18 protein-coding genes and 3 rRNA genes are annotated in these 23416 nt (G+C 67.0%); 10 read left to right on the forward strand and 11 right to left on the reverse strand.

Annotation, left to right across the window (positions count from 1 at the left end; translation table 11 throughout):
* Positions 1-62 precede the first annotated feature (62 nt).
* Together pstA and pstB are read left to right on the forward strand one after the other, a co-directional pair.
* Positions 63-1139, forward strand: a complete 1077-nt coding sequence (gene pstA, locus OG393_RS14035) for a phosphate ABC transporter permease PstA (RefSeq protein WP_327375002.1) — start codon at positions 63-65, stop codon at positions 1137-1139.
* A gap of 53 nt (positions 1140-1192) precedes the next feature.
* Complete coding sequence (pstB, locus tag OG393_RS14040) at positions 1193-1969, forward strand: phosphate ABC transporter ATP-binding protein PstB (protein WP_327375003.1); 777 nt, start codon at positions 1193-1195, stop codon at positions 1967-1969.
* Between the two features lie 272 nt (positions 1970-2241).
* On the opposite strand, the gene OG393_RS14045 is transcribed toward pstB, so the two are convergent.
* Positions 2242-3240 (reverse strand): inorganic phosphate transporter, encoded by a 999-nt coding sequence (locus OG393_RS14045; protein WP_327375004.1) that lies wholly within the window; start codon positions 3238-3240, stop codon positions 2242-2244.
* 6 nt (positions 3241-3246) lie between these two features.
* A complete protein-coding gene (locus tag OG393_RS14050; protein ID WP_327375005.1) occupies positions 3247-3867 on the reverse strand; it encodes a DUF47 domain-containing protein in 621 nt (206 codons plus the stop codon).
* A gap of 192 nt (positions 3868-4059) precedes the next feature.
* Here OG393_RS14050 and OG393_RS14055 point away from each other — a divergent pair, with 192 nt between their 5' ends.
* Positions 4060-4404 (forward strand): metal-sensitive transcriptional regulator, encoded by a 345-nt coding sequence (locus tag OG393_RS14055; RefSeq protein ID WP_327375006.1) that lies wholly within the window; start codon positions 4060-4062, stop codon positions 4402-4404.
* A gap of 198 nt (positions 4405-4602) precedes the next feature.
* Here OG393_RS14055 and OG393_RS14060 read toward each other — a convergent pair whose 3' ends face one another.
* On the reverse strand, positions 4603-4806 hold the full coding sequence (locus OG393_RS14060; RefSeq protein ID WP_327375007.1) for a hypothetical protein: 204 nt from the start codon (positions 4804-4806) through the stop codon (positions 4603-4605).
* Positions 4807-4906: 100 nt separating this feature from the next.
* Positions 4907-5734, reverse strand: a complete 828-nt coding sequence (locus OG393_RS14065; RefSeq protein WP_327375008.1) for a hypothetical protein — start codon at positions 5732-5734, stop codon at positions 4907-4909.
* A 402-nt stretch (positions 5735-6136) separates the two neighbouring features.
* Here OG393_RS14065 and OG393_RS14070 point away from each other — a divergent pair, with 402 nt between their 5' ends.
* Positions 6137-6430 (forward strand): hypothetical protein, encoded by a 294-nt coding sequence (locus tag OG393_RS14070; protein ID WP_327375009.1) that lies wholly within the window; start codon positions 6137-6139, stop codon positions 6428-6430.
* Between the two features lie 48 nt (positions 6431-6478).
* On the opposite strand, the gene OG393_RS14075 is transcribed toward OG393_RS14070, so the two are convergent.
* Together OG393_RS14075 and OG393_RS14080 are read right to left on the reverse strand one after the other, a co-directional pair.
* Positions 6479-7195 carry a phosphatase PAP2 family protein gene (locus tag OG393_RS14075; RefSeq protein ID WP_327375010.1) on the reverse strand — a complete coding sequence of 239 codons (717 nt, stop codon included), beginning with the start codon at positions 7193-7195 and terminating at the stop codon, positions 6479-6481.
* A 192-nt stretch (positions 7196-7387) separates the two neighbouring features.
* Positions 7388-8416 (reverse strand): C40 family peptidase, encoded by a 1029-nt coding sequence (locus OG393_RS14080; RefSeq protein WP_442817413.1) that lies wholly within the window; start codon positions 8414-8416, stop codon positions 7388-7390.
* A gap of 443 nt (positions 8417-8859) precedes the next feature.
* Between OG393_RS14080 and OG393_RS14085 the strand changes: the two genes are divergently transcribed.
* The 6 genes from OG393_RS14085 to OG393_RS14110 all read left to right on the forward strand — a co-directional run bounded on the left by OG393_RS14085 (position 8860) and on the right by OG393_RS14110 (position 15996).
* The gene (locus OG393_RS14085; protein WP_024757447.1) at positions 8860-9168 is read left to right on the forward strand and encodes a hypothetical protein; all 309 of its coding nucleotides are present in this window, start codon (positions 8860-8862) and stop codon (positions 9166-9168) included.
* 105 nt (positions 9169-9273) lie between these two features.
* Entirely contained in the window at positions 9274-10113 is an 840-nt protein-coding gene (locus OG393_RS14090; protein ID WP_327375012.1) for a hypothetical protein, read from the forward strand.
* Positions 10103-11419, forward strand: a complete 1317-nt coding sequence (locus tag OG393_RS14095) for a hypothetical protein (RefSeq protein ID WP_327375013.1) — start codon at positions 10103-10105, stop codon at positions 11417-11419. Before OG393_RS14090 ends, OG393_RS14095 begins: the two co-directional genes overlap by 11 nt.
* Positions 11416-12969 (forward strand): SCO6880 family protein, encoded by a 1554-nt coding sequence (locus OG393_RS14100; protein WP_327375014.1) that lies wholly within the window; start codon positions 11416-11418, stop codon positions 12967-12969. Before OG393_RS14095 ends, OG393_RS14100 begins: the two co-directional genes overlap by 4 nt.
* Before the next feature lie 20 nt (positions 12970-12989).
* Positions 12990-14402 carry an ATP-binding protein gene (locus OG393_RS14105; RefSeq protein ID WP_327375015.1) on the forward strand — a complete coding sequence of 471 codons (1413 nt, stop codon included), beginning with the start codon at positions 12990-12992 and terminating at the stop codon, positions 14400-14402.
* A gap of 1 nt (position 14403) precedes the next feature.
* Positions 14404-15996 carry a type IV secretory system conjugative DNA transfer family protein gene (locus OG393_RS14110; RefSeq protein WP_327375016.1) on the forward strand — a complete coding sequence of 531 codons (1593 nt, stop codon included), beginning with the start codon at positions 14404-14406 and terminating at the stop codon, positions 15994-15996.
* Positions 15997-16182: 186 nt separating this feature from the next.
* Here OG393_RS14110 and OG393_RS14115 read toward each other — a convergent pair whose 3' ends face one another.
* The 5 genes from OG393_RS14115 to OG393_RS14135 all read right to left on the reverse strand — a co-directional run bounded on the left by OG393_RS14115 (position 16183) and on the right by OG393_RS14135 (position 23379).
* A complete protein-coding gene (locus OG393_RS14115) occupies positions 16183-16737 on the reverse strand; it encodes a GNAT family N-acetyltransferase (protein WP_327375017.1) in 555 nt (184 codons plus the stop codon).
* A 145-nt stretch (positions 16738-16882) separates the two neighbouring features.
* Positions 16883-16999 (reverse strand): 5S ribosomal RNA (gene rrf, locus OG393_RS14120).
* A gap of 80 nt (positions 17000-17079) precedes the next feature.
* Positions 17080-20201, reverse strand: a 23S ribosomal RNA gene (locus OG393_RS14125).
* Between the two features lie 311 nt (positions 20202-20512).
* A 16S ribosomal RNA gene (locus OG393_RS14130) occupies positions 20513-22038 on the reverse strand.
* Together the 16S, 23S and 5S rRNA genes form the textbook arrangement of a ribosomal RNA operon.
* Positions 22039-22812: 774 nt before the next feature.
* Positions 22813-23379 carry a MarR family winged helix-turn-helix transcriptional regulator gene (locus OG393_RS14135; protein ID WP_327375018.1) on the reverse strand — a complete coding sequence of 189 codons (567 nt, stop codon included), beginning with the start codon at positions 23377-23379 and terminating at the stop codon, positions 22813-22815.
* Between the last annotated feature and the right edge of the window lie 37 nt (positions 23380-23416).

A 23416-nucleotide genomic window follows, 5' to 3' on the forward strand; every position in this document is an offset into this window, starting at 1 on the left:
ACCACAGCGAAGACCGCGCCTGAGCTCCGCGCGGGCGGAGAAGACACGGTAGGGGGCACAGCATGAGCCACGCCATACAGGACCGTCCGCCGGTGACCACCGCCGTACGACAGGACCGGCTGAAGCACGCCCGCGTGCCGCGCTGGACGCCCGCCGCCGTCGCCGCCGGCTCGATCGCCGCCGCCGTCGGCATCGGCCTCGCCGCCGGCTGGCACAGCCGCGTCCAGTGGGGCCTGATCGCCGCCCTGCTCTTCGTCCTCGCCACCTACGCGATCACCACCCGGGTCGAGGGCAGCCGCCAGGCCAAGGACCGCGTCGCGACCAGCCTCGTCTGGGTCTGCTTCGTGCTGGCCGTCGTCCCGCTGCTCTCCCTCGCGTGGGTCACGATCAGCAAGGGCATGGACGTCCTCGACGGGTACTTCCTCACCCACTCGATGAACGGCGTCCTCGACGCCGAGGCCGGCGGCGGGCTCTACCACGCCCTGCTCGGCACCATCGAGCAGGTGGCCATCGCGACCCTGATCGCCGCGCCGATCGGACTGCTGACCGCCGTCTACCTGGTCGAGTACGGCAGTGGCAAGCTGTCCCAGGCCGTCACCTTCTTCGTCGACGTGATGACCGGCATCCCCTCGATCGTCGCGGGCCTGTTCATCCTCGCCACCTGGAATCTGATGCTGGGCTTCGGGCCCTCCGGATTCGCCGGCGCGATGGCGCTCGCCATCCTGATGATGCCCGTCGTGGTCCGCTCCACCGAGGAGATGCTCAAGCTCGTCCCCAACGAGCTCCGCGAGGCATCCCTCGCCCTCGGCATCCCGAAGTGGCGCACCATCCTGAAGGTGGTCCTGCCCACCGCCATCGGCGGCATCACCACGGGCGTCATGCTCGCGGTCGCCCGCATCACCGGTGAGACGGCCCCCGTGCTGCTCCTCGTGTTCGGCACCAAGCTGATCAACCCGAACCCCTTCGAAGGCGCCCAGTCCTCGCTGCCGCTCTACGTGTACGAGCAGTACGCGGTCGGCACCGACGCCGCCGTGGGCCGCGCCTGGGCCGCAGCGCTCGTCCTGATCGCCTTCGTCATGATCCTCAACATGGTCGCCCGCGGCATCGCCCGCTGGAAGGCCCCGAAGACCGGCCGCTAGAAATCGGCATGCGGCCCCGCCGCGTGAGCGACCACCTCTGGAAGTGAATTGATATGGCCAAGCGAATCGACGTCAGCGGCCTCTCCGCCTACTACGGCGCCCACAAGGCGATCGACGACATCTCCATGACCGTCGAGCCCCGCTCGGTGACGGCCTTCATCGGTCCCTCGGGCTGCGGCAAGTCCACCTTCCTGCGCACCCTGAACCGCATGCACGAGGTCACCCCCGGCGGCCGCGTCGAGGGCAAGGTGATGCTGGACGACGAGAACCTGTACGGCTCCCACGTCGACCCGGTCGCCGTGCGCCGCACGGTCGGCATGGTCTTCCAGCGCCCGAACCCCTTCCCCACGATGTCGATCTTCGACAACGTGGCGGCGGGTCTGCGGCTGAACGGCTCGTACAAGAAGTCGCAGCTCAACGACATCGTCGAGCGTTCCCTCAAGGGCGCGAACCTCTGGAACGAGGTCAAGGACCGCCTGAACAAGCCCGGCGCGGGCCTCTCCGGCGGCCAGCAGCAGCGCCTGTGCATCGCCCGCGCGATCGCGGTGGAACCGGACGTCCTGCTGATGGACGAGCCCTGCTCCGCGCTGGACCCGATCTCCACCCTCGCCATCGAGGACCTGATCGGCGAGCTGAAGGAGCGCTTCACCATCGTCATCGTGACGCACAACATGCAGCAGGCGGCGCGCGTCTCCGACCGCACGGCCTTCTTCAACCTGGCGGCCGTGGGCCAGCCGGGCAAGCTGATCGAACTCGACGACACCGAGCGCATCTTCTCCAACCCGAGCGTCCAGGCGACCGAGGACTACATCTCGGGCCGCTTCGGATAGTCCGCTCCCCAGACGTCCGGCCGTGTACCCGCCGGGGCGGCCACTCAGCGCCCCCGGCCCGGGTCCGACGACCGGGCAGCACGTCCTGCGGTGCTGCATGGCGGTGCCACCGCACGACGAAGGGCCCGGCTCCCCCAGGGAGCCGGGCCCATCAACGTTCTCACGCACGGTGTCAGGCGGCGGGCGGAAGGGCACCCCCGCGGAGGTACGGCCCCGCAACCACGGAAGTACGGCCGGAACCACGGAAGTACGGCCGCAACCGCGGGCGGGAGCTAACCGAAGAACAGCTGGACCACGTAGAAGCTCAGCGCCGCAACCAGCGCGGCGGCCGGCATCGTGATGAACCAGCCGAGGACGATGTTCTTCGCGACGCCCCAGCGCACCGCGTTCACACGCTTCGTCGCCCCCACACCCATGATCGCCGAGGTGATCACGTGCGTCGTCGAGATCGGCGCGTGGAAGAGGAACGCCGAACCGAACATGATCGACGCACCCGTCGTCTCCGCGGCGAAGCCCTGCGGCGGGTCCAGCTCGATGATCTTGCGGCCGAGGGTCCGCATGATCCGCCAGCCACCCGCGTACGTGCCGAGCGAGAGCATCACGGCGCAGGCGATCTTCACCCACACCGGGATGTCGTCCCCGGACTGCTGCACATCGGCGATGACCAGGGCCATCACCACGATGCCCATCGTCTTCTGGGCGTCCTGCAGACCGTGACCGAGCGCCATGCCGGCCGCCGAGACCGTCTGGGCGATCCGGAAACCGCGCTTCGTCTTGTGCGGGTTGGCCTTGCGAAAGATCCACATGATCCCGCACATGACCAGGTAACCGACGAGGAGGCCGACCACCGGCGACACGAACATGGGGATCACGACCTTGTCGAGCACCCCCGACCAGATCACCTCGGTACCACCGGCCAGCGCCGCGCCCACCATGCCGCCGAACAGGGCGTGGGAGGACGAGGACGGCAGACCGAAGTACCAGGTCAGCAGGTTCCAGAGGATCGCCCCCACCAGCGCGGCGAAGAGGATGCCCATCCCCTTGTCACCGGTGGGCGTCTCGATGAGACCCTCACTGACCGTCTTGGCGACCCCGCTGCCCATGAAGGCACCCGCGAGGTTCATCACCGCGGCCATCGCCAGCGCCGCCCGAGGGGTCAGCGCCCGCGTGGAGACCGAGGTCGCGATGGCGTTGGCGGAGTCGTGGAACCCGTTCGTATACGTGAAGCCGAGCGCGACACCAATGGTCACGATCAGCGCAAAGGTGTCCACGAAGCCTCAGGACTCCTTGACCGCGATGGTCTCCACGGTGTTCGCCACGTGCTCGAAGGCGTCGGCCGCCTCTTCCAGCACATCCACGATCTGCTTGAGCTTGAGCACCTCGATGGCGTCGTACTTGCCGTTGAAGAGATGGGCGAGCAGCTTGCGGTGGATCTGGTCGGCCTGGTTCTCGAGCCGGTTGACCTCGATCCAGTACTCCGTGAGGTCGTTCATCGTCCGCAGGTTCGGCATGGCCTCGGCGGTCAGCTCCGCCGCTCGGGCCAGCACCTCGATCTGCTGCTCGACGCCCTTGGGAAGTTCCTCGACGTTGTAGAGGACGACCAGGTCGACGGCCTCCTCCATGAAGTCCATGATGTCGTCGAGGGAGGAGGCGAGGGAGTAGATGTCCTCGCGGTCGAACGGTGTGATGAACGAGGAGTTCAACTGGTGGAAGATGGCGTGGGTCGCGTCGTCACCGGCGTGCTCCGCTGCCCGCATCCGCTCCGCGATCTCGGCCCGGGCGGAGGTGTCCGCTCCGAGCAGTTCCATCAGGAGCTTCGAGCCCGTCACGATGTTGTCCGCGGACGCGGCGAACATGTCGTAGAAGCTCGTCTCCCTGGGGGTTAGACGAAATCGCACGTGGGGTCCTCGGGGTGCTGGGTTCGGTCAGGCTGATGCTAGGCGCATCATCCGGCCACGGCTAACCGGCGTCCCTTCAGTGTCGCCCATCAGGCACAGTGATCTGCACGGGCCCCCACCCGGATCGGCGGGGATCGGTACCATATACCCACGAGGGGTATACACACCCTTTCTGGACAACGGGAGGACGCGATGACGACCACCGAGGCGGCCGAGGTCACCCCCGAGACCGCCGAGCCGGACCACGCCCACGGCGTGCACGGCTACCACCAGCAGAAGGACGAGCACCTCAAGCGCCTGCGCCGGATCGAGGGCCAGGTCCGCGGCCTGCAGCGGATGGTCGACGAGGACGTCTACTGCATCGACATACTCACTCAGGTCTCCGCCTCCACCAAGGCACTGCAGTCCTTCGCGCTCCAGCTCCTGGAGGAGCACCTGCGCCACTGCGTCGCCGACGCGGCGCTCAAGGGCGGCGACGAGGTCGAGGCGAAGGTCGAGGAGGCCACCAAGGCCATCGCGCGGATGCTGCGCACCTGAGAGCCCGTCGGGTGACCTTCGGCCGACAGGCTCCGAGCCGAGACGCGGACCCCGCAGACCCGGCGACCCGGGACCACCGAAACCCGACACAAGGGGTCAGATCGGACGAAACGGGCAGGCTTCAGGATGTGCCCACCTGGCCGAAACTCGACGGTGAGCCACACCGACGCGATGGCGGACCGCATGCGCCCGGCCCGGTCAGCGCCCCGGCCCGCTGCCGCCGCCCCGGCCGGACGGCTCCGCGGCGACCCGCAGCACCTCGTCGATCCGGTCCGGGCTGAGCCGCTCACCCTCGGCGGCCGACGCCGCGATGATCAGCTCGCCACACAGTTCGATCTCGGCGAGGGCGACGCACTCCTGGTCGGTGGGCACGATCGCGGTACTGGGCGGAGCCACGCGCATTCACCTCTTCCTGCCGGCGTCGGTCTCCCAGCGTAGGGAGCCCGCCACACGCCGCGCATGACACGTCCGGACCATTTGTCCGTGGCCCGACGGCCCCCGGCTACGCCTCGATCCGGCCCGCGTAGATGTCCTTGCGCTCCGGGAGCCGGACGACGACCGGCGCGCCGAAGCCGTACAGCAGGGTCGTCGACGCGACGGCGACCGTGCGCCCCTGGTTGGCGAAGCTGAACTGGTGCCGCACCTTGCGCAGCAGCCCCGCGCGGTCCAGATAAGCGTCGAAGGGCACCGTGTCCGTGGAGAACCCTTTCGCCGCCGCGGTCAGCGCCCCTCGTACCTGCGGCGAGGCGGCCCGCGCGGCCACCCCGATGTCCGCCACCCCCCGGTAGTGGCCGACCCTCACCCCCGCCAGCTCGACCTCGCCGACGTACGTCACGCGCCGCGCGCCGCGCAGCAGCTCGGCGGCGGCGGCCGGATCGGTGGCTCCGCCGGTGACGAGATTGCCGTCGTCGAGCGTGGTGGTGTCGACCCGGACCCACTTGTCCGCGGGGACCCCGGCCCCGCGGTTCTTCATGTAGAGCGCACCCGGTGCCAGGAGTTCGGTGATGGGCTGGTGCTCGCTGGCGCCGGTGGCGTCGCTGGGCAGGACGACCCGGAGTCGGCCGGTGCGCAGCCGGAAGTCGTAGGCGCCCTCGCCCCGGATGGTCACCCGGGTTCCGCCGGTCGCCATCTCCATCGACGTACTCGCCTTGGAGGTCCCCGCCCGGGCCAGCACCTCTGCCGCCGCCCGCACGGTCCGCGCCGGGTCACCGGCGGGCCTGGGGTCCTCGGCCGCGCCGCACCCGCCGGTGGCGACCGCTCCGACGAGGGTGGCGGCGACGGCCCACGCGCCGCCGCGTCCGTGCCGCCGTCCGTACACCTCGACCACCATCGCCTGCCAACCCCCAAGACCGTGAAGCCGCTTGCCCGGGACGCACCCTCTTTCCGGGCGCCGAGGGCCTGGTGAGAACCCATCCGGATAACGACGGTCCCGGCCCCTCGTCACGCGCAGTACGGTGGACCCGTGCAGGAGCATGCCTCTCACGAGACGACCACGACGGAACGCGGCTCGTTCGCGACGGCCCGGTGCACCTGCGGGTGGGCGGGCCCGGCACGAAGGTCGAGGGAACGCGCCCGCACGGACGCCGCGGCCCACGCGGCCCCGGCGGACGGACCGGCCGCGCGACGACCCGCCTGAAGCGGCCCGAACGCTCCCGGCACCGACGCTCCCGACCGGTAGCCCGACCGGTAGCCCTCGGAGCGTGTCCGTCGAAGGCCACCGCATCATCCGATCGTGGACATCTCAGCCGACGGCCCGGACCTCGCCCCCGAATGGCAGGAGGCCGACAACAACTTGTGCGGCGTGCTGCGCGGGCGCTTCGGCACCTCGGCCGTGGCCGAGTGCTTCGTTCGGGCCGGCTGGAAGTCCAGGTCGTCGTCTTGGGACGCCTACGAGGTCGAAACGAGCTGGTGCCGGGTCGACCTCGATCCTGTCGACGGGTCGGACACCTTGCTGAACGGTGTCACCGATCCGGACGAATTCGATGCCCTCGCTGCTCTCGCGGTTCGGGCCGAGCTTCGGCCTTGAGCTGTATGACGACGAAGGTGGCCTACTCAGGGACGTCACCGTCTGAGCTCAGGCGGCCAGGTCGTTCTCGTCGTTCCCGGAGCCGATGTGAGGCTCGGGGATGTCCAGCGTCCCGCGCACCGGCCCGCGCCCGGCGACACGGCGGGACCTGACCAGCCGGGCACCGGCCCTCGACCGGGCGACCGCGCCGACGAGCGGCGTCAGCAGGGCGTGGGCGAGCGGGGCGAGCAACAGGGTCACCGCCGTACCGAGGGCGAGTCCGCCGATGACGTCGGTCGGGTAGTGCACGCCCATGTAGACGCGGCAGAAGCCCTCGGCGAAGGCGAACCCGATGGCGAGGAGCCCGATCCGGCGGTGGGCCACGAAGAGCCCGACGCCGATCGCCATCGCCAGGGTGGCGTGGTCGCTGACGAACGAGAAGTCGGTCTTGCCGTCGACCAGGACCTCGAGCCCCTGGTGGTCGTTGAAGGGGCGTGGGCGCTCGACGAATCCGCGGATGGGAATGTTGACCAGGAGGGCGACACCGGCCGCGAGTGGGGCCCACACCAGCGCGGCGACTCCAGCGACGGCATCACCGAGGGCCGCCCGGCGCCGCACGCTCCACCAGCACCAGAGGGCGACCAGGACGAGGGCGAGCATGATCCCGTACTCGCCGACGAACCCCATGACACGGTCGAACCACGGCGGCGCGTCCTTCGCCAGCCCGTTGATGTCGTAGAGCAGGCCGACATCGGGGTTCGAACCGTCCGATGCGAGTCCAGCCATCTGCTGCGGCCCCTTGCCTTGTCACGTGGGTCGACCGTTCGACCATGGGCGGTCGCATCGGGAACGAATCGCCTGATGCCCGCGTTCCGCTGACTCCTGACGATCACTCGGACGTTACCCAAGAGTGATCCGTCGCCGCGGCTCGGGGCCCGTGCCTTACGGAGAGTTCCAGCCGGATCGGCCGACGGGACGTCATGTCGGCGGAAGGTGCGTCGGCAGCGCCGCCGCCCCGTCCTCGGTCACCCTGGTCGCCCCGAAGTAGTCCGGCGTGTCGATCTTGTCGAAACGGATCACGGCCCCCGTACGCGGGGCGTCGATCATATAGCCGCCGCCCACGTAGAGACCGACGTGCCTGATGGCCCGCGAGTTGGTCAGGTCATCCGAGAAGAAGACGAGGTCCCCGGGGAGCAGCTCGTCGCGCGCCGGATGGGGACCGGCGTTGTACTGGTCGTTGGCGACGCGCGGCAGCTCGATCCCGACGGAGCGGTAGGCGGCCTGGGTCAGCCCCGAACAGTCGAATCGGCCGTTCTGAGCCGCTGTTCCCGTGCCACCCCAGAGATAGGGGGTGCCGAGCTTCTGCTGCGCGTAGTAGATGGCCCCGGCCGCCTGGCGCGAGGGCTCGACCCTGCCGACGGGGCGGGCGAAGCTCTTCTCCAGGGAACGGATGATCCGCACGTAGTTCTGCGTCTCGCTGATGCGGGGGACGCCGCCGGACTTTATGACGCGGTACGCACCTGCGTTGTAGGCGGCCAGCATGTTGTCCGTCGGGTCGCCCGGGACCTTCTTCACATAGCCGGCGAGCTCGCAGTCGTACGAGGCGGCGGACGGGATCGCGTCGTTCGGGTCCCAGACGTCCCGGTCCCCGTCCCCGTCTCCGTCGATGCCGTGCCCCGCCCAGGTGCCGGGGATGAACTGGGCGATGCCCATGGCGTTGGCGGGCGAGACGACCTTCGGGTTCCAGCCGCTCTCCTGGTAGAGCTGCGCGGCGAGCAGGGCGGGATTGATGGCCGGACAGAGGTTGCCCCACTTCTGCACCAGGTGCTGATAGGCGGCGGGCACGGCCCCCTTGGCGAGCGCGACCGTGCCGTTGACCCCGCTGCCCGCCCCGCCAAGGAGCCCGGCGGCGGCGGAGTACGTGCCCACGACGAGCAGGGCGACGAAGCTGAGGCACACCCCGACGGCCCCACCGGCCACCAGCCATGCCTTGCGCGCCTTACGCACCGTCAACCACCCCTAGGGTTTCGGCAGTCCACCGACGTCCAAGTCTAGGCGGCGGGCCGCCGCCGGGGAGCAGGACGAAGCGGGCGGATAGGAGGTGTCCTCGCCCCGCCGGGCCACGCGCCACTCTCACCGACGACGCCGCCGGCACCCCCGTTCGCCCCGTCGACCAGGGGCTACGCGCGTCGCAACCGCCCCAAGAGTGCAACAACGACGATCATTGCCCGGAGTCACCCTCCGTGATACACAGAGTGACCATACGCTTCTTCGCATACAACCGGCCGCACCGCCGCAGGTCACAGCGGTCGGATCGGTCAATTGTGCGGGGATCGGGTAAAGAGAGCCGCCAAGCCGTCACACGCGAGCGGTTTCATCAGCGAAGATAGGGCGATGACCCATGCCATCAGGCACGGGCGACGAACTACCCAACAGGGGCGGTGAGTTACATGTACCTGGCGGCCGAGAAGGGCGACATCACCACCATCATCGGTGGAATCGCCCCGAACTGGGGGCCTTTCGGGAGCCTGGGCAATGAGGCCAAGGTGATGATCGAGGTCGTGATGGCCGTGGCCATCCTGCTCTGCCTCGGCATCGCCATCTGGGGTGCGGCCAAGCAGCGTATCGGAGCGACCGCCCTCCGGGACACGTTCAGCGCGGAACAGGGCAAGGGCCTCATCGTGGCCGGCCTCACCGGGGTCTTCATCATCGGGTCACTCGGGACGCTGTTCACCATCGTGTACGGGATGGCTGTCTAAACCACCGAGGTCGCGATCCCTGATGTCCAGTCACCACACCGCGCCTGCGCGGAGACCAGCACGGCTTCTGTCGTACCCGCGAACGGTTGAGGGGGCGTACCCGTCATGAGTCTCGGCGAGGACAACGACGGCTTCGGCGGCGGATCGGGCCAGACCCGCACCCGCCTACCCGAGGGCAACAGCGGCGACGTGTACGGCGACTCCCGCCGCCCCGCGACACGCGGCTCACGGTCCCTCATCACGGTGGTGGGCGTGGTGGTCCTGCTGATCGCCGCGATCGCCTTCGCCAACCGCGGCAACGGCGACGGCTCCGACGCGCCCACCGCCTCCCCGGGCAGGGGAAGCCAGGCCGACGGCGCGCCGACAGCCGCGACGGGCGTACGCCCGGTGACGGGCAAGAACGGCCAGATCCCGACGGGCTTCGCCCACGACGCCCAGGGGGCCCAGAGCGCCGCGGCGAACTACGCGGTGGTTCTTGTGTCAGCCGAGATCCTGAAGCCTGACCGGCGAGGGGAGATCGTCCGCCGACTGTTCGTCCAGGACAAGATCAGCACGCTTGAGACCAGCTTCGACAGGGCGTACAGCCGCGCCTTCCTCGAAAAGCTGGGACTCGATGAGCACGGAAACGCCGCGCCCGGCCTCGTCTACGTGTCGCGGACGGCTCCCGTCGGCACGAAGGTCGGCCAGTTCTCGGACAGCGCCGCAACAGTCGACGTCTGGTGCACGGGTGTTTTCGGAACGGCCGGTGTCGGTTCCACCAACCCCGTGACGAACGACTGGTTCACGATGACACTCGCGCTTCGTTGGGCCGACAACGACTGGAAGATCGAGAGTTTCTCTCAGAAGGAAGGTCCGGCACCGGTGAACACCGATCGCACCGCCTCCGACGCCGATGCGATCGCCAAGGCCGTCGAGGAGTACGGAGGCTTCACCTATGCCCGCTAAGTCCCCTCTCACGATGCGCCTGGCCGCGACTCTGACCGGAGTACAGACAGCCGCCGTCCTGCTGGCTTCCCGCGCCTACGCGGAGCCCACCCCCTCGCCCTCGCAGTCCGCCAAGGAGCAGTGCGACCTGATCGTCGGCCCCGCCCGTGACTACTGCGAGAACGGCCAGTCCGGCGGCGCCCGCTCCCCTCGCCTCGACGACCCGACCACCGCCCTCGACCCCCTCGCCTCCCTCGCCCGCGGCTGCGCCGACGCTGCCGTGTCGATCGTCGACGCGCTCTCCACGGCCGTGAAGGAGACCGCCGACGTCGACTTCACCAACACCGCGTTCCTCGCCCGGTACGCCATCGTCTTCGCCGCCGCCACCGTCCTCACCCTCCTCCTCTGGCTGCTCGCCGTCGCCAAACGGGCCGTCCGCGGCGTGCCCCTGACCACCGCGCTGTCCGAGGCCATCGGCTTCCTCTGGCTGACCGTCCTCGCGTCGGCGTTCACGCCGCTCATCCTCTACACCGTCGTGAACGCCACGGACGCCGTCACCGAGGTCATCGCCTCCGGTACCGGCCAGCAGACCGACGTCTTCTTCGGGAGCTTCAAGCAGGCCCTCCAGAAAGGCGACAGCATCGGCGGCGGGCCGATCATGCTGATCATCGTGTCGCTGGTGACCGTGCTGGCCGCCGGTGTGCTCTATCTGGAGCTGTTCCTGCGCGCCGTACTGCTCTACGTCGGCGCTCTGCTCGGTGTCGTGGTGTACTCCGGGCTCGTCGACAAGAACATGTGGGGGCACGTCCGCCGCTGGGCCGGAATCATGATCGCCGTCATCCTGGTGAAGCCGGTGATCGTGATCGTGCTCGGGCTCGCGGGCGCGCTGTCCTCCGGGACCGGACCCGACTCGTTCTCCGCCGTCGTGTCCGGCCTCGCGATCATCCTGCTCGCCATCTTCGCCTCCGCGATGATCTACCGCTTCGTACCCGGCTTCGGCGACGAGATCGTCGCCTCGCGCAACAACCGGCTCCACCGCGCCGGCGAGAACGCGGCGGCCGCCGTCATCTCCTCCCCCGCCTCCCTCGTCTCACAGGGCATCAAGACCCACAGCACCCGTGGCGACGGCGGCCAGGGCGGCGGCTCCGGGAACGCCGGGGCCGCCCGTCCCGCCAACCCCCTGGCCGGCGGCGTGGCCGCCCACAGCAGCCGCGGGGGCGGCGGCGGATCTGTCCCCTCCGCCGCACCCCCGCCGCGCAGCAGCACCAGCCCCACCGCGGGCACACCGCACAGCAACCGCAAGAACTCTGGAGGTGGAGGGCGTTGACGACCCAGTCCCAGCCGGTCACGCCCCGCCGCACGTATCTCATCGGCCGTGCCCGGCCGAACGCGATCGTCGGCAAGAACCGCGAGACCGGCGAGATCGCCCTGATCATCGCCGGCGCGTTCCTCGGCATGATGAGCGGACTCCTCGTCCCCGCCCTCACCCTGCGGATCGTGCTGCTCACCGGCTTCCCGATGCTGGCGCTCGCCGCCGTGTACGTGCCGTACAAGCACCGCACCTTCTACAAGTGGTTCGAGATCAACCGCAGTTACAAGCGCTCCCTGAAGCGCGGCACGGCCTACCGGTCCGCCGCGGCCGAGGCGGGCACCCGGCTCGACGGACGCGAGGTCGAGGTCGGCCCGCCGCCCGGCATCGGCCGGATCAACTGGCTCGCCGCGCCCTTCGGACCCGACGAGATCGCCGTCCTGCTGCACGCCGACCGCCGGACCGTCACCGCCGCCATCGAGATCGAGGGCCCGGGAGTCGGACTGCGCGACAGCGAGGACCAGGAAGCGCTGGTGGACCGTTTCGGCACTCTGCTGAAGCACGTCGCCAACGGGGACGGCTTCGTCACCCGCCTCCAGATGCTCGCCCGCACCCTGCCCGCCGACCCCGACGCCCACGCCAAGGACGTCGGCCAGCGGGGCGACCCGAACGCCCCGGTCTGGCTGCAGGAGTCGTACGACCAGCTCCAGTCCATGGTGTCCACCTCCAGCGAGCAGCACCGCGCCTACCTCGTCGCCTGCATGCACTTCACCCGCGAGCTGGCCGCCGAGGCCAACGCGATGGCCCGCGCCGCCCGGCACGCCTCCGGCACCCGCCGGCTCGACCGCGACTCCGGGCTCGCCGTCGTCATGGCCCGTGAGCTCACCGACATCTGCGCCCGGCTCGCGGAAGCGGACATCCGCGTCCGGCAGCCCCTCGGGCAGTCCCGGCTGGCCTCCCTCCTGCACTCCATGTACGACCCGGACCATCCCGTCGACCACATCCAGGCGATGACCAAGCGCAACGCCTGGCCGGCCGAGCTCGACGCGATGGAGCCCACCTACCTGCAGGCCAAGACCCGCGAGTCCTCCACCCGCGCACCCTGGTGCCACGCCACCGCGTGGGTGAAGGAGTGGCCGATGACCCCGGTCGGCGTGAACTTCCTCGCGCCGCTCCTCGTCCACACCCCGGACGTGATCCGCACGGTCGCGGTGACCATGGACCTGGAGCCCACCGAGGTCGCCATCGAGCGGATGCTCACCGAGAAGACCAACGACGAGGCCGAGGCCTCGCGGCAGGCCAAGATGAACCGCACCGTCGACCCGCGCGACATCGCCGCCCACGGCCGGCTCGACCAGCGGGGTGAAGATCTCGCCAGTGGTGCGGCGGGCGTCAACCTGGTCGGGTACATCACTGTGTCGGCGCGCTCGCCCGAGGCCCTGGCCAGGGACAAGCGCACGATCAGGGCCTCCGCCGGCAAGTCGTATCTGAAGCTGGAGTGGTGCGACCGCGAGCACCACCGGGCGTTTGTGAACACGTTGCCGTTCGCGACCGGCATCCGCCGCTAGCCGCTAAGGGGCCCGTGCACATGCGAGATCCGTTGACCGCCCTCACCGAAGCGTTCACCTCCTTCCTCTTCGGGAAGGTGGAGACCACGCGACTGCCCGTGCGTACCTCGACCGGGCAGGCGCAGGCCGTCTACCTGCCGACCGCGGCACCGGGCCTCGGCGACTCCGGCGTCATCATCGGACGCGAGGTCTACAGCGGCAAGGGCTACATCTACGACCCCTTCCAGCTGTACGGGCAGCAGCTCCCGGCTCCCCACTGGCTGGTCCTCGGCGAGTCCGGGAACGGCAAGTCGGCCCTGGAGAAGACGTACGTCCTGCGCCAGCTGCGCTTCCGCGACCGGCAGGTCGTCGTCCTCGACGCCCAGGGCGAGGACGGCGTCGGCGAATGGAACCTCATCGCGCAGGAGCTGGGAATAACTCCCATCCGCCTCGACCCGATGGTCGCCAACGACGCCGGCATCCGGCTCAACCCGCTCGACCCGTCGATCACCACGACGGGGCAGCTCGCCCTGCTCCGTACGATCATCGAGGTCGCGATGGGGCACGGCCTGGACGAGCGCTCGGGCTTCGCGCTCAAGGTCGCGCACGCCTTCGTCACCGACCACATCACCGACCGCCAGCCGATCCTGACGGACATCGTGGAGCAGCTGCGGCACCCGGAGGCGGAGTCGGCGCTGGCGATGAACGTCGACATAGACGATGTCCGGGCCTGGGGTCTGGACGTCGCGCTCGTCCTCGACCGGCTCGTCGACGGCGACCTGCGGGGCATGTTCGACGGCCCGACGACCGTCGGCATCGACCTCGACGCGCCGCTGATCGTGTTCGACCTGTCCCACATCGACCGCAACTCGATCGCCATGCCGATCCTGATGGCGATCGTCGGCGTCTGGCTGGAGCACACCTGGATCCGTCCCGACCGGAAGAAGCGCATCTTCCTGGTCGAGGAGGCGTGGCACATCATCAACAGCCCCTTCGTGGCGCAGTTGTTCCAGCGACTGCTCAAGTTCGGGCGACGCCTCGGCTTGTCCTTCGTGGCGGTGGTCCACCACCTCTCCGACGTCGTCGACGGCGCGGCGGCCCGGGAGGCGGCGGCGATCCTCAAGATGGCCTCGACACGGACCATCTACGCCCAGAAGGCCGACGAGGCACGGGCCACGGGGCGGGTCCTCGGTCTGCCGCGCTGGGCCGTCGAGATCATCCCGACGCTCACGCCGGGCATCGCCGTCTGGGACGTCAACGGCAACGTACAGGTGGTCAAGCACCTCATCACGGAGCGGGAACGGCCACTCGTCTACACCGACCGCGCCATGACCGAGTCCGCGCCGCCACGCGACCTCCCGGAGGACCTGCGGGCCGCGGAATGGGAGGCGGAACAACGCGCCTCGCTGATGGAACGACAGGTCGACGACCCCTCCGAGTCCACGGTGGCGTGACATGGCCAGGGAACAGCGGGCAGGCGGAGTGCCCGACGGGCTGCTGGTCGGGCTCCTGGGGTTCCTGCTCAGCCTGACGCTGCTGGTGTGGACGGCGACCGGCCTGTCCGCGCTGTTCTCCCGGGGCGCCTGGCCTAACGGCGTCTCCTTCACCCGCACCCCCCAGGCCGTCCGCTCCCTGGCCGGGAACCCGCAGGACCTGGCGAGCGCGTGGCCGAAGACCGTGCCCGGCGCGCTGTCGGGCTACGGCCTGTTCTGGGGCGTCCTCATCGGCGAGCTGATGGTGCTGGCCGTCCTCACGGTGTTCGCCGTCGGGACGCTGGCCCGGTGGCGAACGGTGCGGGAACGCCGAAGGGAGGCGTACGGCGCCGGAAGGGCGGCACGGGGCGACACCCGGCACCGGCCCCCCGGCTCTCCGGCGCGCACCGGGGCCGCGGGGGAGCCCCGCATCCTGGCGTCGGGGGGCGAGCCCGACCCCTCCGACATGGCAGCACCCGCCGCCCCGGCCACCCTCCCGGTCGAGGATCGTCGCCCCGGCGCCGGCTCCCGCCCCGTCGAGGCGGTCGTCCCCACGCCTCCCGGGCCGACGTCGTGGCCGACCTCCGCGACGACACCGGTCCCGGCACCCGGCGCCCCCGGCCCGGTCCCCGCGCCGCTCCCCTCACCCCGCACCGCCTCGCTTCTCTACGGGGCTCCCGCCACCCGCCGCCCGGCCGCCCTCCAGGCCGTCCGGGACGCGGAGGGCCCGGCGCTCGTGGTCAGCTCGGACCCCACGGTGTGGGCCGACACCAAGGACGCCCGCGGCAAGCTCGGGCCGGTACTCCTCTACGACCCCGGACACCTCTGCGACACCCCGGCGCGGATCCGCTGGTCCCCCACCGACCGCTGCGCGGACCCGGCCGTCGCGAAAGAACGGGCGGTCGCGCTGCTCGCGCCGGTCCGTCCGCCGTCCCGCCTGGACCTGGCGGTCGCCGACACCGCGGAAACGCTCCTGCGCTGCTGGCTGCACGCCGCCGCCGTCGACGCCCGCCCGTTCAAGCAGGTGCACCGCTGGGCCCAGGGAGCGGGCGCCCACGAGCCCGTGCGCATTCTCCGCACCCATGCCGGGGCCACATCAGGGCACGCCGGGCTCCTGGAGTCCGCGCTCACCGCGCACCCGGAACGCCGGGAGATGGCCCAGCGGCTGACGGCGCGAGCACTGTCCTCGCTCTCCTCGGTCCACATCCGGGACGCCTGCACCCCGAGTCGAACAGATTCACTGGCACTGGAATCTTTCCTCGCCGAAGGGGGCACGCTCTATGTGGTGGGCGAACCGATCGAGGACCCGCGCACCCGCCCGGGAGCGATGCCCCTGTTGACCGCTCTCACCGCAAGCGTGGTCGAGCACGGCCGCCGCGTGGCCGCACGGTCATCCGACGGTCGGCTCGACCCACCACTGTCCGTCGTCCTCGACGACGTGGCCGCGGTCGCTCCTCTCCCCGGGCTCCCGGAGCTGTTGGCGCACGGCCACGCGGAGGGCCTGCCGGCCCTGGTCCTGCTGCGCTCCCGGGAACAGGCCCGAGCGCGCTGGCCTGAGGAGACGCTCGCCCCCTGAGACCCTCACGGCACCAGGGCGTGTTGCGGAAGTGGCTCTGTCCGCCCGGAGGGCGGGGCCCGCGGCGTCTGGTGCGTGCGGTCGCAAGGCGGAGGATCATCCTCGTACCGGGCGTACTCGGATGACACCGGCAACGCGGCGAGCGTGCCAGGCGTCACGGGCCGGGAGGGACTCTCTCAACACGCCTCAGGGGCGGCGCAGTTCGTACTCCAGCTCCTGTGCTGTGTCGTCGCCCGGCACCGCGACCCGTGCTCCGGTGGCCGTGAATCCGAACCGCCGGTAGAAGGCCGCCGCCCGTGCGTTCTCCTGGTGTACGTAGAGCCGCACCCGCTCGATCACCGGATCCGGCAGCGACCAGGACCACTCGACCCCCGCCCGGAAGAGTTCTTCGATCAGCCCGCTCCCGCGCGCCGCGGGCCGCACGTAGACGCCCACGATGTGGGTCTGCGCCGCCTTGGCCGCCTCACCGAAACGCACGTCGTCGGCGGGGCGTTCGACCAGTACCGTGATCGTGCCCGCCCAGCCGCAGTCGGGCGTCTCGCCGACGAACTGGCGGACGTGGGCGCCGTTTTCGGACGCGTCCTCCGTCCGCTCGCGCCAGTGGGCCTCGGGCCGGCCGGCCGCGGCCTCGTAGGTGTCGAGGAAGGCGATCGGTGCCACCGGGTCCCGCAGCGCGGCCAGCCGGATCTCACGGGCCTTCTCCCACTCGTCGGCACGGATGGTCCGAATCAGGAAGCTCATGGGTTCATCCTCGCGAGGCCCGAGGGACGCTGACAAGCGAATAGAGGCAGGCCCGCAGCCGGCCGCGGTTGTGTCGTAACGGGCCCTGAACGCGAAAATGCCTCAGTCCCCGGGACACGAGGTCCGGGGACTGAGGCTAAAAATTGTTCGGCGGCGTCCTACTCTCCCACAGGGTCCCCCCTGCAGTACCATCGGCGCTGAAAGGCTTAGCTTCCGGGTTCGGAATGTAACCGGGCGTTTCCCTAACGCTATGACCACCGAAACACTATGAAGAAAACAAACTCCAGCCAGCAAAAAGGCGAGTTCGTTACTTCAGAACTAACACAGTGGACGCGAGCAACTGAGGACAAGCCCTCGGCCTATTAGTACCGGTCAGCTCCACCCATTACTGGGCTTCCACATCCGGCCTATCAACCCAGTCGTCTACTGGGAGCCTTACCCTCTCAAGGAGGTGGGAATACTCATCTCGAAGCAGGCTTCCCGCTTAGATGCTTTCAGCGGTTATCCCTCCCGAACGTAGCCAACCAGCCATGCCCTTGGCAGGACAACTGGCACACCAGAGGTTCGTCCGTCCCGGTCCTCTCGTACTAGGGACAGCCCTTCTCAATATTCCTACGCGCACAGCGGATAGGGACCGAACTGTCTCACGACGTTCTAAACCCAGCTCGCGTACCGCTTTAATGGGCGAACAGCCCAACCCTTGGGACCGACTCCAGCCCCAGGATGCGACGAGCCGACATCGAGGTGCCAAACCATCCCGTCGATATGGACTCTTGGGGAAGATCAGCCTGTTATCCCCGGGGTACCTTTTATCCGTTGAGCGACGGCGCTTCCACAAGCCACCGCCGGATCACTAGTCCCGACTTTCGTCCCTGCTCGACCCGTCGGTCTCACAGTCAAGCTCCCTTGTGCACTTACACTCAACACCTGATTGCCAACCAGGCTGAGGGAACCTTTGGGCGCCTCCGTTACTCTTTGGGAGGCAACCGCCCCAGTTAAACTACCCATCAGACACTGTCCCTGATCCGGATCACGGACCGAGGTTAGACATCCAGCACGACCAGAGTGGTATTTCAACGGCGACTCCACCATGACTGGCGTCACAGCTTCAAAGTCTCCCACCTATCCTACACAAGCCGAACCGAACACCAATATCAAACTGTAGTAAAGGTCCCGGGGTCTTTCCGTCCTGCTGCGCGAAACGAGCATCTTTACTCGTAGTGCAATTTCACCGGGCCTATGGTTGAGACAGTCGAGAAGTCGTTACGCCATTCGTGCAGGTCGGAACTTACCCGACAAGGAATTTCGCTACCTTAGGATGGTTATAGTTACCACCGCCGTTTACTGGCGCTTAAGTTCTCAGCTTCGCAACCCCGAAAGATCACTAACCGGTCCCCTTAACGTTCCAGCACCGGGCAGGCGTCAGTCCGTATACATCGCCTTACGGCTTCGCACGGACCTGTGTTTTTAGTAAACAGTCGCTTCTCGCTGGTCTCTGCGGCCACACCCAGCTCAGAGTGCAAGACTCATCACCAGACATGGCCCCCCTTCTCCCGAAGTTACGGGGGCATTTTGCCGAGTTCCTTAACCATAGTTCACCCGAACGCCTCGGTATTCTCTACCTGACCACCTGAGTCGGTTTAGGGTACGGGCCGCCATGAAACTCGCTAGAGGCTTTTCTCGACAGCATAGGATCATCCACTTCACCACAATCGGCTCGGCATCAGGTCTCAGCCTTAACGTGCGACGGATTTACCTATCACACGGCCTACACCCTTACCCCGGGACAACCACCGCCCGGGCTGGACTACCTTCCTGCGTCACCCCATCGCTTACCTACTACCACCTTGGATCAGCGGCTCCACCACTTCCCTTCACCCGAAGGATCCAGGACGGCTTCACGGCCTTAGCATCAATGGGCTCGATACTGGGCGTTTCAAAGCGGGTACCGGAATATCAACCGGTTGTCCATCGACTACGCCTGTCGGCCTCGCCTTAGGTCCCGACTTACCCTGGGCAGATCAGCTTGACCCAGGAACCCTTAGTCAATCGGCGCACACGTTTCTCACGTGTGTATCGCTACTCATGCCTGCATTCTCACTCGTGAACCGTCCACAACTCGCTTCCGCGGCTGCTTCACCCGGCACACGACGCTCCCCTACCCATCACAGTCCCCGTTGGGGGTACATACTGCAATGACACGACTTCGGCGGTACGCTTGAGCCCCGCTACATTGTCGGCGCGGAATCACTTGACCAGTGAGCTATTACGCACTCTTTCAAGGGTGGCTGCTTCTAAGCCAACCTCCTGGTTGTCTCTGCGACTCCACATCCTTTCCCACTTAGCGTACGCTTAGGGGCCTTAGTCGATGCTCTGGGCTGTTTCCCTCTCGACCATGGAGCTTATCCCCCACAGTCTCACTGCCGCGCTCTCACTTACCGGCATTCGGAGTTTGGCTAAGGTCAGTAACCCGGTAGGGCCCATCGCCTATCCAGTGCTCTACCTCCGGCAAGAAACACACGACGCTGCACCTAAATGCATTTCGGGGAGAACCAGCTATCACGGAGTTTGATTGGCCTTTCACCCCTAACCACAGGTCATCCCCCAGGTTTTCAACCCTGGTGGGTTCGGTCCTCCACGAAGTCTTACCTCCGCTTCAACCTGCCCATGGCTAGATCACTCCGCTTCGGGTCTTGAGCGTGCTACTCAAACGCCCTATTCGGACTCGCTTTCGCTACGGCTTCCCCACACGGGTTAACCTCGCAACACACCGCAAACTCGCAGGCTCATTCTTCAAAAGGCACGCAGTCACGACATACAAGCAAGCTTGCATGCGACGCTCCCACGGCTTGTAGGCACACGGTTTCAGGTACTATTTCACTCCGCTCCCGCGGTACTTTTCACCATTCCCTCACGGTACTATCCGCTATCGGTCACCAGGGAATATTTAGGCTTAGCGGGTGGTCCCGCCAGATTCACACGGGATTTCTCGGGCCCCGTGCTACTTGGGTGTCTCTCAAACGAGCCGTCAATGTTTCAGCTACGGGGGTCTTACCCTCTACGCCGGACCTTTCGCATGTCCTTCGCCTACATCAACGGTTTCTGACTCGCCTCACAGCCGGCAGACTGTGAAAGAGAGATCCCACAACCCCGCATGCGCAACCCCTGCCGGGTATCACACGCATACGGTTTGGCCTCATCCGGTTTCGCTCGCCACTACTCCCGGAATCACGGTTGTTTTCTCTTCCTGAGGGTACTGAGATGTTTCACTTCCCCTCGTTCCCTCCACATGCCCTATGTGTTCAGGCATGGGTGACAGCCCATGACGACTGCCGGGTTTCCCCATTCGGAAACCCCCGGATCAAAGCCTGGTTGACGGCTCCCCGGGGACTATCGTGGCCTCCCACGTCCTTCATCGGTTCCTGGTACCAAGGCATCCACCGTGCGCCCTTAAAAACTTGGCCACAGATGCTCGCGTCCACTGTGTAGTTCTCAAGCAACGACCAGCCACCCATCACCCCGTCGACAAGCAACAGGTTCACTGGGGCCGGCATCACGAAGGCAACGACCTCACGGCCGCACCCTCAGACACCCAACAACGTGCCAAGCGCGAGCCTCCCGAACAAGATCCACGTTCCACGCCGAAGCAGTACTAGTGGTCCCACAGGACTCTCACGCCAACTAATCAACGTTCCACCCTTGAGCAACCAGCACCGGACACTCGCCGGTGTACTGGCCCCTTGACCAGGCAAGCCTGGTAAGAAGTGCTCCTTAGAAAGGAGGTGATCCAGCCGCACCTTCCGGTACGGCTACCTTGTTACGACTTCGTCCCAATCGCCAGTCCCACCTTCGACAGCTCCCTCCCACAAGGGGTTGGGCCACCGGCTTCGGGTGTTACCGACTTTCGTGACGTGACGGGCGGTGTGTACAAGGCCCGGGAACGTATTCACCGCAGCAATGCTGATCTGCGATTACTAGCAACTCCGACTTCATGGGGTCGAGTTGCAGACCCCAATCCGAACTGAGACCGGCTTTTTGAGATTCGCTCCGCCTCACGGCATCGCAGCTCTTTGTACCGGCCATTGTAGCACGTGTGCAGCCCAAGACATAAGGGGCATGATGACTTGACGTCGTCCCCACCTTCCTCCGAGTTGACCCCGGCGGTCTCCTGTGAGTCCCCATCACCCCGAAGGGCATGCTGGCAACACAGGACAAGGGTTGCGCTCGTTGCGGGACTTAACCCAACATCTCACGACACGAGCTGACGACAGCCATGCACCACCTGTATACCGACCACAAGGGGGGCACTATCTCTAATGCTTTCCGGTATATGTCAAGCCTTGGTAAGGTTCTTCGCGTTGCGTCGAATTAAGCCACATGCTCCGCTGCTTGTGCGGGCCCCCGTCAATTCCTTTGAGTTTTAGCCTTGCGGCCGTACTCCCCAGGCGGGGAACTTAATGCGTTAGCTGCGGCACCGACGACGTGGAATGTCGCCAACACCTAGTTCCCAACGTTTACGGCGTGGACTACCAGGGTATCTAATCCTGTTCGCTCCCCACGCTTTCGCTCCTCAGCGTCAGTAATGGCCCAGAGATCCGCCTTCGCCACCGGTGTTCCTCCTGATATCTGCGCATTTCACCGCTACACCAGGAATTCCGATCTCCCCTACCACACTCTAGCCTGCCCGTATCGAATGCAGACCCGGGGTTAAGCCCCGGGCTTTCACACCCGACGTGACAAGCCGCCTACGAGCTCTTTACGCCCAATAATTCCGGACAACGCTTGCGCCCTACGTATTACCGCGGCTGCTGGCACGTAGTTAGCCGGCGCTTCTTCTGCAGGTACCGTCACTTTCGCTTCTTCCCTGCTGAAAGAGGTTTACAACCCGAAGGCCGTCATCCCTCACGCGGCGTCGCTGCATCAGGCTTTCGCCCATTGTGCAATATTCCCCACTGCTGCCTCCCGTAGGAGTCTGGGCCGTGTCTCAGTCCCAGTGTGGCCGGTCGCCCTCTCAGGCCGGCTACCCGTCGTCGCCTTGGTAGGCCATTACCCCACCAACAAGCTGATAGGCCGCGGGCTCATCCTTCACCGCCGGAGCTTTCAACCAACCCCCATGCGGAAGCCGGTATTATCCGGTATTAGACCCCGTTTCCAGGGCTTGTCCCAGAGTGAAGGGCAGATTGCCCACGTGTTACTCACCCGTTCGCCACTAATCCACCCCGAAGGGCTTCATCGTTCGACTTGCATGTGTTAAGCACGCCGCCAGCGTTCGTCCTGAGCCAGGATCAAACTCTCCGTGAATGTTTACCCGACCAATGCCCGATGAAGGGCCGCGGGTGCACACATCACGAGAGCGGAACGACCAGTCGGAATAGGACCGGTCGTTCACAGCGTCCTCGCTGTGTATGTCGCCTGCCCACCACAAGGGCCGACAGGACTTTCAAAGGAACCACGACCATCCGAAGATGGACGGGGTATCAACTAATCTGGCGTTGATTTTTGGCACGCTGTTGAGTTCTCAAGGAACGGACGCTTCCTTCGTACTCACCCTCTCGGGCTTTCCTCCGGGCATTTTCCCTTCGGTCTTGCGTTTCCGACTCTACCAGACCTTCCCGGTCCGATTTCCTCGGTGCTTTCCGGTCCCGTTCGCTTTCGCTCCGGGCCCTTCCGGCGTTTCCGACTCTATCAGATCCTTTCGGGCCTGATTCCCAGTCAGAGGGATTTGTCATCACTGCTGTTGGGCAGTTCCGACGCTCGAACTCTAACGCTTTCCCCCCGCGACTCATAATCGAGTCGTTCGACATGAATTCCGGCATGCCGAAATTCATCCCGTGAGGGAGACCGTACGGAGTTGAGGTGCCGCTGCTGCGGCGGGAGTGGCTGACACGGAACCGTTCCGTCCCGTGACAACTCGGAGAACACTACGGATACGTCAAGGGTGTGTCAACCCGCCTCCGGCGTGCTTTCACGCGACTGCCGGCAGGTCCACCTCGGTCGACCTGCGACGACCGTCCGGCGCCGTCACAGGCGCGCGTTCCCGTGGTTCACCCGGACGAGGTCCTCGGTCGAGATCCTTCAGTCGAGGTCCTTCAGTCGGCCGCCCGCGTCCGGCTGGGTGTGCTCGACCCTGCGGAGGAGGCGGATCAGCATCTCGCCGAGGGCTCCGCGCTCGTCGCTCGTCAGGTCCTGGAGGAGTTCCTCCTCGAAGTCCGTCGCCATGCGCATCGCCTCGAGCCACTTCGACCGTCCCTCGTCGGTGAGCTCGACGATCACTCGGACGCGGTTGTTCTCGTCGCGGTCCCGGGTGACCAGGCCCTCGCCCGCCATGCGGTCGATGCGGTGCGTCATCGCGGCCGGGGTGAGACCGAGACGCTTCGCCAGTTCTCCCGGCCCCATCCGGTAGGGGGTGCCGGCGAGGACGAGGGTCTTCAGTACCTCCCACTCCGCGTTGCTGATGCCGAGGTCGGCGACCTGGCGGCCGTACGCCACGTTCATCCGGCGGTTCAGCCGGCCGAGCGCGGAGACCACCTTCTCGACCTGGGGGTCGAGCTCACGGAACTCGCGCTGGTAGGCCGCGATCTGTTCGTCGAGGGTCGGCTCCTGCGGGGACCGCGTGCCGGACTGCTCGGGGGTGTCGGACATGCGGGGAGTATCCCACGGGCTCCGTTGGCGTTGAAGT

This window comes from Streptomyces sp. NBC_01216, from assembly GCF_035994945.1.
Classification (GTDB): domain Bacteria; phylum Actinomycetota; class Actinomycetes; order Streptomycetales; family Streptomycetaceae; genus Streptomyces.

Excerpts from the sequence above, each read along its gene's own strand:
- OG393_RS14105 (WP_327375015.1), top strand. The coding sequence starts at position 12,990 with ATGCGAGATCCGTTGACCGCCCTCACCGAAGCGTTCACCTCCTTCCTC.
- OG393_RS14085 (WP_024757447.1), top strand. The coding sequence starts at position 8,860 with ATGTACCTGGCGGCCGAGAAGGGCGACATCACCACCATCATCGGTGGA.
- OG393_RS14110 (WP_327375016.1), top strand. The coding sequence starts at position 14,404 with ATGGCCAGGGAACAGCGGGCAGGCGGAGTGCCCGACGGGCTGCTGGTC.
- OG393_RS14075 (WP_327375010.1), bottom strand. The coding sequence starts at position 7,195 with ATGGCTGGACTCGCATCGGACGGTTCGAACCCCGATGTCGGCCTGCTC.
- pstB (WP_327375003.1), top strand. The coding sequence starts at position 1,193 with ATGGCCAAGCGAATCGACGTCAGCGGCCTCTCCGCCTACTACGGCGCC.
- OG393_RS14090 (WP_327375012.1), top strand. The coding sequence starts at position 9,274 with ATGAGTCTCGGCGAGGACAACGACGGCTTCGGCGGCGGATCGGGCCAG.
- pstA (WP_327375002.1), top strand. The coding sequence starts at position 63 with ATGAGCCACGCCATACAGGACCGTCCGCCGGTGACCACCGCCGTACGA.
- OG393_RS14095 (WP_327375013.1), top strand. The coding sequence starts at position 10,103 with ATGCCCGCTAAGTCCCCTCTCACGATGCGCCTGGCCGCGACTCTGACC.
- OG393_RS14135 (WP_327375018.1), bottom strand. The coding sequence starts at position 23,379 with ATGTCCGACACCCCCGAGCAGTCCGGCACGCGGTCCCCGCAGGAGCCG.
- OG393_RS14065 (WP_327375008.1), bottom strand. The coding sequence starts at position 5,734 with ATGGTGGTCGAGGTGTACGGACGGCGGCACGGACGCGGCGGCGCGTGG.
- OG393_RS14060 (WP_327375007.1), bottom strand. The coding sequence starts at position 4,806 with ATGCGCGTGGCTCCGCCCAGTACCGCGATCGTGCCCACCGACCAGGAG.
- OG393_RS14115 (WP_327375017.1), bottom strand. The coding sequence starts at position 16,737 with ATGAGCTTCCTGATTCGGACCATCCGTGCCGACGAGTGGGAGAAGGCC.
- OG393_RS14055 (WP_327375006.1), top strand. The coding sequence starts at position 4,060 with ATGACGACCACCGAGGCGGCCGAGGTCACCCCCGAGACCGCCGAGCCG.